We start from the raw sequence: 12,907 nt of genomic DNA, 5'->3' as shown, positions 1-12,907 counted from the left end.
GTCAAATGTTTTTAAACGAATTTCTATTAGTTATTATCTTTTTACATTTTCTTCGTTCAACAACTTGTTCGCTGTGGCCATCATCAAACGGATTCGGTTCAACTGATTGACCAAAGATACCCCTGGATCATAATCCACCGCCGCAATGTTTGCTTGCGGATATTGACGTCGTAGCTCTTTCACGACCCCTTTTCCAACAATATGGTTTGGTAAACATCCAAACGGCTGCATACAAACGATGTTATTCACCTCATGTTTTAAGAGCTCAATCATTTCAGCTGTTAAAAACCAACCTTCACCCGTATGATTGCCAATTGATAAAATTTTACTTGCGTCTGCTGCCATATCATAAATGGAATGAATGCCATCAAAACGGACCGACTTTCTCAATGCCTTATCCATTGGTTTTTCTACCAATTCAATGATTTTTATCGCAAATTCTGCTAAACGTTTGCTTTGTTTTGACATGCCCATATTTTCGTATTTCCAAATTTGATTGTACAAAGAATAGTTCATAAAGCCAACAATATCTGGCACAACTGCTTCAGCACCTTCTTCTTCTAGCAAACGCACAATATCATTATTCGCTGTCGGCGAATATTTCACTAAAATTTCCCCGACCACACCGACTTTTGGTTTTTTTATCTCTTGTAAAGGAATTTCATCAAACGTCCGAATAATTTTTTTCATGAAGTGATTAAATTGTGTCAGCGAACCATTCCGGACATTGGCTTCCACTCTTTTTAGCCAATCTTGGTGCAGTTGATCCACCATTCCTTTTTCTGTTTCATAAGGTCTTGTTCGATAAACTACTCGTTCGAATAAGTCACCATATAAAAAGGCAACTACTAAGCGCTTGATCATTGGCAACGTAAATTTAAATCCTGGATTGGATTCGACTCCTTTATTGCCCATCGAAACTGAAGCTACAGGAACTTGAGAAAAACCAGCATCATTTAAGGCTTTTCGTAATAAGGGAATGTAATTCGTTGCGCGGCAACCGCCCCCTGTTTGCGTCATTAAGACACTGACATTATCCAAATCATATTGACCACTTTCCAAAGCTTCAACTAGTTGTCCGATGGAAATAATTGCTGGGTAACACGCATCATTATTGACATATTTTAACCCGACATTCACAGCTTCTTTGTCTTGCGCAGGCAAACAGACGACATGATAGCCAGAAGCTTGTAATGCTACATCGACTAATCCAGATTGATGAATCGGGCTAAGCATTGGTAACAGTAAGGTATGTGTTTTTTTCATTTGTTTTGTAAACACAATTTTCTCTGGCTCTTCCATTTGCATATGCGGAACAAACTGTTGCTTCTCCCGCTCATTGACAGCCGCCTTCAAGGAGCGCAACCGAATACGAATTGCGCCCAAATTCGCACCTTCATCGATTTTGAGGACTGTATAAATTTTGCCAGACCGATCCATGATTTCTTCTACTTGATCGGTTGTCACAGCATCTAAGCCGCAACCAAAGGAATTCAGTTGGACAAGTTCTAAATTTTTCGTCTTAGCCACTACTTTAGCCGCCGCATATAAGCGAGAATGATAGACCCATTGATTCACCACACGTAAATTCTGCACGTCTCCAAGATGCGAGATACTGTCTTCTGTCAAGACATGGAATCCTTCCTTTGTAATGACTTCGGCAATGCCGTGATTAATCTCTGGATCCAAGTGATACGGTCGCCCCGATAAGACAATCCCTCTCTGGCCTTTTTCAGTTAACATGGCTAACGTTTCTTCGCCTTTTTCTTGAATTTCTTTTTTAAAAGCTGCTAATTCTTGATAACCATGATGCAGCGCTGTTTGAATTTCTTCTAAGGAAATCCCTAAATCAGCAAAATTTTCAGCTAAAACTTTGGCAACTGCAGCTTCATTCGCTAAATTAAGATAGGGATTTCGATAATTCACTTGGCCCTCTCTGATGGCATCCACATTATTTCGAATAACATCTGGGTAGCTTTGCACAATTGGACAATTAAAATGATTATCTGCTTCCACTGTTTCTTGCTGTTCAAAAACAACACCAGGATAAAAGATAATTGGCACTTGCGCATCAATTAATGCTTGAATATGTCCATGCGCCATTTTCGCTGGGTAACAAACCGTATCACTGGGAATCGTTTCAAGGCCTTGTTCATAGATTTGCTTATTAGAACGTGGCGATAATTCGACCCGAAAGCCTAAGTCAGTAAAAAATGTATGCCACAAAGGATAATTTTCATACATGTTTAGGACTCTAGGGATACCCAAGCGCCCACGAAACGCTTTATTTTCCCGCAAAGGTCGGTACTTAAATAACTTGCGGTACTTATAATCAACCAAATTTACTTTGCGTTCTTCTCGTTTAATTTTAATTCGTGCACCACGTTCACAGCGATTTCCCGTAATAAATTGGCGCCCATCCGAAAACACTGTGACCGTTAATTGACAATTGTTTTCACACAAGCCGCAATGAGTAAATTCCTTTTCAGAGGTAAATGCCGCTAACTCTCCTAAAGAAAGAAGCGTGGTTTCTTCCCCAATTTCATAAGCGTCCAAAGCAATCAGCGCTGCCCCATAAGCCCCCATCAAACCAGCAATAGAAGGACGAACCACTTCACGACCGCTAATTTTTTCAAAAGCTCTCAAGACCGCTTCATTGTAAAATGTTCCTCCCTGGCAGACAATCTTTTCTCCCAACTCTTCAGGTCGGCGAACCTTAATGACTTTATAAATGGCATTTTTGATGACTGAATAAGATAGTCCAGCAGAAATATCGCCGACAGAGGCCCCTTCTTTTTGAACTTGTTTCACTTTTGAGTTCATAAAAACAGTACACCGAGAACCTAAATCAACAGGCGCTTGCGATTCTAAAGCCGCCAAAGCAAAATCCTTCACATTATATTTTAAAGATTTCGCAAAGGTTTCGATAAAAGAACCGCACCCAGAAGAACAAGCTTCATTTAATTGAATCGAGGAAAGCACGCCATTTTTAATGGTCATCGCTTTCATATCTTGTCCTCCGATATCCAAAATAAAATCCACACCTGGCTGAAAATGGTTGGCTGCTTTGTAATGGGCCATCGTTTCAACTTCACCAATATCGACTTTTAACGCATTTTTTATTAGCTGTTCTCCATATCCTGTAACAGCCGCTTTTCCGATAAAAACTTCTTCAGGCAGTTGTTGATAAAGTGATTTCAGTACTGTCATGGTGGTTTCTAAAGGTTGCCCTTGGTTATTACCATAAAAAGAAAACAACAAATGGCCATCTTCATCAATCAATGTGACTTTTGTCGTTGTAGAGCCTGCATCAATCCCTAAAAAGGTCACGCCAGTATGTTGAGATAAAGGTTTCTCCTTTGCTTGGGCTTGCGCGTGTCTTTCTCGAAAATCTGCTAAATCTTCTGCGCTGTTAAATAACGGTGGTAACGTGTCGCTCGGCTGTAAATCAGTAGCCTGGCTGTTCACTAAGCGCTGAATTAATTCTTCCAATGTACATTCGGCTGCATCTTCTGAATAAAGTGCTGCTCCCATTGCTACAAACAGTTGCGGTTGTTCTGGAAAAATAACATCTTCTGGCTGAATTGCTAAGGTTTCAATAAACCGTTTTCTCAATTCTGACATGAAAAATAAGGGTCCCCCTAAAAACGCTACTTTACCTTTAATTTTGCGACCAGCAGCTAACCCGGCGATTGTTTGATTAACTACCGCTTGAAAAATACTTGCCGCGATATCTTCTTTCGCTGCTCCTTCATTGATTAAAGGTTGAACATCCGTTTTGGCAAAAACCCCACAGCGGGAAGCAATCGGATAAATAGTTTGATAATTCTTCGCCAATTCATTCACTCCATTGGCATCCGTTTTAAGTAAAACAGCCATTTGATCGATGAAGGCGCCTGTCCCACCTGCACAACTACCATTCATTCGTTGCTCTAAAGCACCATCAAAAAAAGTGATTTTTGCATCTTCTCCGCCAAGTTCAATAGCAACATCCGTTTCTGGTATTATTGTTTCAACAGTTCGTGTACACGCGATAACCTCTTGAACAAAGGGAATCCCTAATACCTCAGCCAGCCCCATACCACCAGAGCCAGTTATGCTCATTGTCACAGGTTGGTCTGCACCGATCCTTGCTAGCCCTTCTTTTAAAATGCGTTCCGTTGCTGCTTTGACATCTGAAAAATGGCGTTCATATTTTGTAAAAATAGGCTGATTTTGCTTATTTAAAAATACTAATTTTACTGTCGTTGACCCAACATCAATCCCTGCTCTCATAACCATCAATTAAAATACCCCTTCATTTTTCAACAGTTTGTTGATTATTATACAAACTGTTTGTTATAATAGATATACCTATTTTAGAAAGGTTCTAAATGATTTGCAACAAGCAATTTACCCTATTTTGTGAGATAAACAACAAAGTTTCCGCGAATGTTGACTATCTCGAAAGGAATTTATGATGGCAAAGAAAACAGACCTTAGAGTACAACGAACCAGAAAAATGATTATTGAAGCTTTTTTTAAACTTGTAGAAACGAAAGGCTACGAAGCGGTGACGATTCAGGATATTGCTGATGAAGCTATGATTAATCGTGCGACTTTTTATGCTCATTTTAAAGACAAACAGCATTTATATGATGCAATCTTCACCTTTACGCTTAGTGCTTTTACCGCTATTCTTGATTCGCAACAACTGGTTAATGGCAACCGTGTCCGCGTGAAGCACATTGAAGAACTTCTGACGCAACTCTATATTAATATTCAAGAGAACAAATCTTTCTTCTTAACTATCATGGACAATAATTTCAACGAACACTTTCGAAAACGCTTAGCTGAAATTATCGAAGAAAAATATGCGACGATTTTTTCGCAGTTGCGTATTACCGAAAATGATATTGACGTACCGATAGATTTTGTTATTGAATACATGACCTCTATCTTCATCGGTACCCTTCATTGGTGGATTACTAGCGAGACGGATATGACACCCAACCACTTAGCCCAATTAGTTATCAAATTAGTTGGTAATGGTCATTTAACTGTCTTAGGCATCGAATTAGAAAAATAAAAACACCGGAGTAGACAATAATGTTGTCTGCTCCGGTGTTTCTGTTAAAGACGAGTTAGTTTTTTGAACGCCATTTGATATTGTGGGCTGTATTTCTTGAAGAAGTGACTTTAACACCACTTTTGATGTTACCTTTTTTACGAGGAATTAAGTCAACTTTGACATCATACTTACCATCGCGTGCTAAATCGTAAACATTTTCAACCATTTCTGTAATTTTTTCTTTAAAGTTCATTCTTATCAACTCCAGACTATTCTTTCTTAATACTTTAGCATATTCTTATATAAATGAAAACTTTTCTAGCCTGTACATGAGGAAAATCTTACCTCATTTTTGTTATATAATTATACAAAAAAAGAACATCTCTCTACCAGAAATGTTCTGAAAACTGGGGTAGCTGGATTCGAACCAACGCATGACGGAGTCAAAGTCCGTTGCCTTACCGCTTGGCTATACCCCAAAAAGAAAATGGAGGAAAGTGGATTCGAACCACTGAACCCTAAGGAACGGATTTACAGTCCGTCGCGTTTAGCCACTTCGCTATTCCTCCAAAAAGTCATTGTCGCTGTAACGACCTGACTTAGTTATAATACAATCTTTTCCAGAAAAAAGCAACCCTTTTTTTAAAAAAATTGTTATTTATTTTTTATTCACTTAAATTCCATTGACGAATAATTGTTTCAAAGGCTTCGTCCAGATTTTTTGCTGTACCTTCTTGCTTGCCATCAATTTCAATGATGAATTTTTTATCATTTTGCGGAATGACACGACCGATTTCTTTTTTACCAATAAATAATTTGTTCATTAAAACATTTGCTCCATTGTATTGGGCTTTTTCTTCTTCAACACGCACTTCAATATCTTTATTCTTTTTTGACATCTCTATCCCTCCAAGAACTCTATGTTATCAGAATCTTTGAAACAAAACAAGCACTCGCTATTTCTCTGTCAGATTGTTCGTTTATCGTTTCAATGCAGCATTAAGGAGTAACGAAATGCGATTCGCTACTCCTTAAAGGCTGATTTCTATTCTTTTTCTGAACCTTCTGTTGCATGATAGTTCACGCTATTTGAGGTACCTTTTTTAGAAAAGTTTTCAATTAGCTCTTTCACGTCAAGGCCCGTTGTTTCTTTTAGTGTTTCTTGTGTACCAGCCAACAAGTTTGTTGCATAATTGGTAATACGGTTGGCGCCAGAATTTTCGCCACCTGCGCCTGTATCTACCACTGAAATCTTGTCGATGTTGCCCAATGGTTGTGCTGCTTCTTTCATTAATTGTGGCAACATTTCCATCACCATACTTAACACAGCTGCTTCACCATATTCTTTGAAGGCATCAGCAATCTTTTGTTTGGCTTCGGCTTCCGCTGCACCACGAGCTAAAATAGCTTCGGCTTGCGCTTGACCTGTTAAACGCGTTTTGTTGGCTTCCGCTTCGGCTAATGCTTCAACTTTGAAGCGTTCTGCTTCGGCTTCTGCCACTTCGCGTGCCTTTTGAGCAAGAGCTTCTTGTTCGCGTGCGTAACGATCTGCATCGGCTTTTTTCTTCACTTCTGAGTCGTATTGTTTTTCACGACGCGTAATTTCTTTTTCTTCTAACTCAATTTGTTTTTGACGTTCAACGACTTTGACTTCCATTTCTTGTTCCACCACGTGTTGTTGTGCACGCGCGCTTTCCAAGTTATAGGCTTGGTCTGCTTTGGCTTTGGCAATATCTTGTTCTTGTTTGTATAACGCTAATTTCAATTCTTTTTCTTTTGAAGCTTCTGCAATTTCTGTTTGACGTTGCAATTCCGCTTGTTGTGATTCTTTTTCTGCTTCCGCTTTTTTGATGCGAGTTTCTTTCAAGGCTTCTGCTTCAGCAATATCTGCATCACGTTTAACTTGAGCGATTCTTGGTTTCCCTAATGAATCCAAGTATCCATTTTTATCACGAACTTCTTTAATTGTGAACGACACAATAACTAAGCCCATTTTAGCTAAGTCAACACTGGCAACTTCTTGTACACTTTGGCTAAATTTATCACGATTTTGGTAAATTTCTTCCACTGTCATTGAACCTAAAATCGAACGTAAATGTCCTTCTAATACTTCACGTGCTTCATTTTCTAATTCTTCTGTTGTTTTTCCTAAAAATTGTTCCGCTGCTGTCGCAATTTCTTCAACTGACGAACCAATTTTAATGATTGATGTCCCATCACACATTACAGGAACCCCTTGTTCTGTGTACACTTCTGGTGTAGAAACATCTAATTTACTTGAAAGCAAACTAATTCGATTTGAACGTTGGAACACTGGTAAGACAAACGCACCACCGCCACGAACGATTTTAATTTTGTTGCCACCTTCGTCTACATGAACATTTTTAGAGCCTAGATAGCTCCCGCTGATAATTAACGCTTCATCAGGTTTGGCTGTCTGATATTTAGAAACAAACACAATTAATAACATTAATAATACTAAAACTGCAATAATAATCGGTAACAAAATCCCCATTTTCTTCTCTCCTACTCTATATTTTTAGACTGCCTTCGTAAGGAATGACATAACAAACCCGTTCTTTCAATTCAATAATCAATACCTCACTACCTCTTGGCGCAGCCACTTCTTGTGGCACATAAAATGCTGCTGGTCGACTTAACGAACCTGTGACACTCTTCAATTGAATCTCGCCCATTCCCCGGACAGGGATTGGGGTAATCACAGTAGCAACACGACCCTCCATGTCTTTTTCCGAAATAGAAATTGTGGCCTCCGAATTTTTCAAAGGGACCAACACATAAAAATTTAGGAAGAAAACAATAATGGTTGAAAGAATACCACTGACAATTAAAATAAGCCAACTATTCACCGCTGTTAATTCTTCCCCAAGGTACCCAAACAGCGAGGTAAAAGCAATCCATGGAATAATCAGCATTGGGTCCACCGGTCCATCAAAATTAAAAACATCCCCAAAAATAATTAGTAAAAAAGCGAGGACCGCGCTCCCCACTAATGCATAAAAATAAACCGTTTCCAATGGTAGACCTTCTAACACTTTTCCCACACTCCTTTCTGTGCTATAACCTAGTAATAGTGTACCAATTTTTAAATAAAAAGAGTAGTAATTTCCAAATAAATCTCAAAAGATACATCTTAAGACCTATTTTTTCTTAATAAAAGAAGCAGCAATAAACGAGCAGTCCTAGAATTATCGAACTTCTACGGACTCCTCGTTTTTAAAATGTGCTATTCATTTGATTTTAACGCTTCAATCATATTGATTTTCTTCAATTTCCGATGCATAATGACCATCACAAACAACGTGAAACACATGGTGATAACTGCGGAATACAGATAACTTGGCCAATGAATAATTGGCGAAAACATAATTAAATCAACTTCAACGGTTGCTAAAATATACTGATGCAAAATTTTCCCAAAGAAGCAGCCAACAATAATACCAATGAACGTTAAAATAATGTTTTCACGGTAAACATAGGTGGTGACTTCACGATCGTAAAACCCTAAAACCTTAATCGTGGAAAGTTCTCGAATCCGTTCAGAAACATTAATGTTGGTTAAATTATATAACACAATTAACGCTAAAGAACCAGAAACAGCAATTAGTACCCAAATGACAATATCAAGGCTTTTCAGCATATCATCAAACGAACCTTTCATCGCAGTTAAAAACGTAATGTTCAACACTTTCGGCTGTTTTATCAACGCCTCTCCGATTGAGGTTTCTTGTTTTGAGGATAACTTTTTGTCAAAAAGTAGGAATTCTGTATTATACTCCGGCTTCTGTTTCGTCATCGTCTGGTAGAGTTTCGGCGTCATATAGACAAAATGACCCGTGTAGTTCTCTGCAATCGCGGCAATTTTCACGTGATAGGTTTGATTATCACTATTTTCTAAATTTAATTGATCTCCGACTTTATAGCCAAATAATTTAGCTAATTTTTCATTAATGATTACACCGTCATCGTTGAGGGAATATTTTTCTCCAGTGACTCGATCATTAAATAACTGAAAATCAGCCATTTTCGAAGGATCTTGTGGCACATAAAGAGTAATATTTTGAGTTGGTGCGCCTTTGCCCTTCGTTTTAAAGATTTCTGAATATAACGGAATTGTTTTATTCAAACCATCCAGTTTGCGCAACGTTTCTTGATACTCTTTTGTCTCTTCAGGTGTTGTTTGCTCTTTAAAAGTCACGACTGCTTGGTAATGCCAGATTTTATTAAATTGAATTGTAGCGACATCCACAATTGAATCGCGTAAACCAAAACCAACAATTAACAGCCCCATACAACCAGCTATTCCGATAACGGTCATCAGCATCCGTCGTTTATAGCGGAACAGATTTCTAGCGGTCACTTTTTGAATAAAGCTCATGCGTTGCCATAAAGGGCGGATTCGTTCTAATAAAATCCGTTGGCCTGCTTTCGGCGCTTTGGGTCTTAGCAAGGTAGCTGGGGTACTTAATAAATCGATTCTTAATGTCACTAAGGCCGCTCCCACAGTACAAGCTAAGGCTACAATGATGCCCCATAAACTGTAATTTAAGTACCACGGTGTAACTAAATCAGGAATATTGTACATTTGACCGTAGGCATCAAAAATTATTTTAGGGAATAGATAATAGCCAACTGCCAATCCTAATAATGCACCTGTTAGGCTAGCAACCGTTGCATAGGTAATAAAAATCGAAGCAATTTCACGATTACGATAACCTAAAGCTTTCAAACTACCAATTTCCATTCTTTTTTCTTCCACCATACGCGTCATGGTAGTTAAGCTGACTAATGCCGCAATTAGGAAAAAGAACAACGGGAACAGCGTGGCTAAAGAAGAAATCCGATCAGCGTTATCTTGATATTCAGAAAATCCTGGATTGTCTTCCCTAGTAAAATAATAATACGTTGGGGCTTTCAAATTGGCTAGCTCTGTTTCTTTTTCAGCCAACAGTTGTTCTTGTTTAGCCAATTCGTCTTTTTGCTTTTCAAGCATCTCAGCTGGAATTCCTGGTTGTTGCTCCAACTGCGCAAGTGCTTGTTTTCCCGTTTCCAGCGCTTGCCGACCTTGGTTAATGTCCGGCTGAGCCGAATCACGCAGAGCCGCAACCTGTTCTTCTGGCCGATTTTTCAGTGCCTCTTTTACTTGATTTAAGGCCTGCTCTCTTTTCTTTTCATAATCAGAGGAATACGTATTTTGATGTTTTAATGAACGAAATGAGATTAGCAATTCTGGATACCGTTGACTGTCAAAGGCTTTTTCCGAAACCACGCCAAAAAAGTTTAACGTTCCAGACCCGACCGTTGTGGTTCCCCTGGATGTATTATCAATATATTCTGGTGAATTGATAAATCCGACAACAGTAAAATGGGTTTGCGTCAGTCCTTTTTCTTTAATCGTTGCATCGTTTAAAGTGATTTTATCACCCATTTTATAGTCATATCTAGTTTTCGCTAATGTATCTAATGCAATTTCATTTGTTTGTTTAGGTAACCGACCGTCAACTACTTGATAGTTAACCGATCCTGCTTGATTTTTTCGATAGCCAAACAATTTTACTGCATTATTTTGCGGCCCAATCGTGGCATCTATTGTATACCGCGGCACAACTGTTTCGACATCTTTTAAAGACTGTAGTGTTGTTAAATCTTTCTTTTCCAGTCCCATTGTAGAAATTATTCGCGCATCTGGAAGCTGCTCTTTCTGGTAATAATTATTCGCGGTTTTAATCATATCTGGTCCAGTAGCTTTCAAACCAACAAAGACCATTACACCAAGGAAAATAATCCCCATAATCGATAAAAATCGTGTAGTAGATTGTCTAATTTCACGTAAGCTTGTTTTAATTAGCGCTGTTTTCTTCATTTTAGGCACCTACCATTCAATTTCAGCAACCAATTTAGGCTGATCATTCACAGTCATTTCGCGAACTTTCGCATCATTAATTCGAATTACCCGATCGGCCATTTCTGCAATGGCTGAATTGTGGGTAATAATTAAGACGGTCGTTCCAGTTTCACGAGCAGTGTTTTGCAAAATGGTTAAAATTTGTTTCCCTGTTTCATAATCCAGCGCTCCTGTCGGTTCATCACATAAAAGTAACTTTGGCTTTTTAGCAATCGCACGGGCGATGGTTACTCGTTGTTGTTCACCACCAGAAAGTTGCGCTGGAAAATTATCTAAACGTTCCCCTAAACCCACCGATTGTAAAACATTGGTCGAATCCAACGCATCCGCAACGATTTGCGAAGCCAATTCGACATTTTCTTTTGCCGTTAAATTTGGGACTAAATTGTAAAATTGGAAAACAAACCCGACATCATTGCGTCGATAAGTGGTTAATTGTTTCTCTGAAAACTGAGCGATATCTGTGCCATCAATAATAATTTCCCCTTCATCACAGCTGTCCATTCCACCAAGAATATTTAAAACAGTTGATTTTCCAGCACCGCTGGGGCCTAAAATAACCGCTACTTCTCCTTTTTCCACTTCAAAAGAAATGCCGTCATTCGCAGTAATAGTTGTCTCTCCCATTTGGTAACGCTTGTATTCATTTTTGACTTCAATATAGGCCATCCACTATCCCTTCCCTTCTACATTAAAATAGTAACATATCTGAGAAAACAAGTCTTTCAAAGAAAAGCCTTTTTTGATTTTTTAGCAAATTTACGTATAATAGAAAAGATGGTCCACTTAAATTTGGACTATTGCAAGTATAAAATTAGAGGAGCACGTTATGGCAAACAGAAAGAAGAAACCACCATTTAATTCAACCATCATGCTGATTGGCGCATTAATCATTTTAATTTTAGGCGCGGTTGGCGTTAAAGTTCCTGATGCTTTACAAGATTTATTTAATGTTCAACCACAAACAACCACCCCCTCAAGCACACCAGCACCAAAAGGAGATAATCCCGGACCCATCGAAAATGGTAAAGCCACATTTTCAGCAGAGGAATTAAAGGATAACTCAAACGGCTGGATTACTTATCATTCTCTAGATCGTCTAAAACGAGCGACAGGCGCTGATGCGCTATTAAAACCCGCAATGGTCAATACAGGAACTTCCGCTAATAAAGATATTCGACCAGCTGGTTTCATTTCAGGAAAAGCTAATCACTCGCGTGGCCACCTAATCGGCCGTCAAATGGGAGGCAGTGGTGATGATCCACGTAACTTAACCACCTTGTATCAGAATCCTGTCAACACTCCTTATATGACGAAATATGAAAATCAGATTCGGGCAGCTCTTGATCGCGGCGAAACCGTTCGCTATCGCGTGACACCTGTATATAACGGAAACGATTTGTTGGCTGAAAAAATCATCTTAGAAGCCAAAAGCCTTAAAACAAATTCACCCATTGATTTTTCAGTAACTATTTTAAACAAACAATAAGGAGGAACTTTCATTGGATTTTGAACAGCTAAAAGAAACATTACCCGATGCAAAACCACAAACATTTTTGCAAGCAATCCTCTCTCAACCTCAAGAAGAGGATGCTGAATTAACTTTCAGTGAAGAAATTGATGAACAGTTTGTCGAAAATTGTAAATTTTTAGCCTCTCCGGAAACCATTTCTGAAACAGATGTGGAACATTGGCGCAAACAAGAATTTTTAGTTGTCGCCCAAAGTTTAGATGGCGATTATCTAGCAGGCACCCTAGAGCAAACCTTTGTGATTCCTAGCTCCCTTTACAAAGAGGATATTGAGCAATTTGACAAGCAATTAATCGATTTTTTTATTGCCTACGAGAACAAAGAAATCACTTCTGCGATTTTACCAAAAGAATTATAAAAAAAGCTTGCGGATAAATTTCCGCAAGCTTTTTCTTGTGTC

10 protein-coding genes and 2 tRNA genes are annotated in these 12,907 nt (G+C 38.7%); 3 read left to right on the top strand and 9 right to left on the bottom strand.

Annotated features, from left to right (window positions below; translation table 11 throughout):
- Positions 1–33: 33 nt before the first annotated feature.
- Positions 34–4,281 carry a 2-hydroxyacyl-CoA dehydratase gene (locus IGL37_RS05325; RefSeq protein ID WP_281517356.1) on the bottom strand — a complete coding sequence of 1,416 codons (4,248 nt, stop codon included), beginning with the start codon at positions 4,279–4,281 and terminating at the stop codon, positions 34–36.
- Positions 4,282–4,456: 175 nt separating this feature from the next.
- Between IGL37_RS05325 and IGL37_RS05320 the strand changes: the two genes are divergently transcribed.
- Positions 4,457–5,068, top strand: coding sequence for a TetR/AcrR family transcriptional regulator (locus IGL37_RS05320; protein WP_002357803.1), 612 nt, complete (start codon positions 4,457–4,459; stop codon positions 5,066–5,068).
- A 55-nt stretch (positions 5,069–5,123) separates the two neighbouring features.
- On the opposite strand, the gene IGL37_RS05315 is transcribed toward IGL37_RS05320, so the two are convergent.
- The 8 genes from IGL37_RS05315 to IGL37_RS05280 form a co-directional block, all read right to left on the bottom strand.
- Positions 5,124–5,303, bottom strand: a complete 180-nt coding sequence (locus IGL37_RS05315; RefSeq protein ID WP_002357804.1) for a hypothetical protein — start codon at positions 5,301–5,303, stop codon at positions 5,124–5,126.
- A 154-nt stretch (positions 5,304–5,457) separates the two neighbouring features.
- Positions 5,458–5,529: transfer RNA gene (locus IGL37_RS05310), tRNA-Gln, on the bottom strand.
- 9 nt (positions 5,530–5,538) lie between these two features.
- A tRNA-Tyr gene (locus IGL37_RS05305) sits at positions 5,539–5,619 on the bottom strand.
- A gap of 96 nt (positions 5,620–5,715) precedes the next feature.
- Positions 5,716–5,949 carry a DUF2969 domain-containing protein gene (locus tag IGL37_RS05300; RefSeq protein WP_002357806.1) on the bottom strand — a complete coding sequence of 78 codons (234 nt, stop codon included), beginning with the start codon at positions 5,947–5,949 and terminating at the stop codon, positions 5,716–5,718.
- 146 nt (positions 5,950–6,095) lie between these two features.
- Positions 6,096–7,565: a flotillin family protein gene (locus IGL37_RS05295; protein WP_002357808.1), complete on the bottom strand. Its 1,470-nt coding sequence runs from the start codon at positions 7,563–7,565 to the stop codon at positions 6,096–6,098.
- A 16-nt stretch (positions 7,566–7,581) separates the two neighbouring features.
- Positions 7,582–8,115 carry a hypothetical protein gene (locus tag IGL37_RS05290; protein WP_002357809.1) on the bottom strand — a complete coding sequence of 178 codons (534 nt, stop codon included), beginning with the start codon at positions 8,113–8,115 and terminating at the stop codon, positions 7,582–7,584.
- Between the two features lie 182 nt (positions 8,116–8,297).
- Positions 8,298–10,934 (bottom strand): FtsX-like permease family protein, encoded by a 2,637-nt coding sequence (locus IGL37_RS05285; protein ID WP_033918063.1) that lies wholly within the window; start codon positions 10,932–10,934, stop codon positions 8,298–8,300.
- 9 nt (positions 10,935–10,943) lie between these two features.
- Complete coding sequence (locus tag IGL37_RS05280) at positions 10,944–11,645, bottom strand: ABC transporter ATP-binding protein (protein WP_002363831.1); 702 nt, start codon at positions 11,643–11,645, stop codon at positions 10,944–10,946.
- A 160-nt stretch (positions 11,646–11,805) separates the two neighbouring features.
- Here IGL37_RS05280 and IGL37_RS05275 point away from each other — a divergent pair, with 160 nt between their 5' ends.
- Together IGL37_RS05275 and IGL37_RS05270 are read left to right on the top strand one after the other, a co-directional pair.
- Positions 11,806–12,465 (top strand): DNA/RNA non-specific endonuclease, encoded by a 660-nt coding sequence (locus IGL37_RS05275; RefSeq protein WP_002357812.1) that lies wholly within the window; start codon positions 11,806–11,808, stop codon positions 12,463–12,465.
- Between the two features lie 13 nt (positions 12,466–12,478).
- The gene (locus IGL37_RS05270; protein WP_002360464.1) at positions 12,479–12,865 is read left to right on the top strand and encodes a hypothetical protein; all 387 of its coding nucleotides are present in this window, start codon (positions 12,479–12,481) and stop codon (positions 12,863–12,865) included.
- Positions 12,866–12,907: the final 42 nt, after the last annotated feature.

The organism is Enterococcus sp. AZ119, from assembly GCF_050546175.1.
In the GTDB taxonomy this organism is placed as follows: domain Bacteria; phylum Bacillota; class Bacilli; order Lactobacillales; family Enterococcaceae; genus Enterococcus; species Enterococcus faecalis.
Note: the sequence above shows the minus strand (reverse complement) of the source record. Positions and strands in the feature narration are given on the sequence as shown.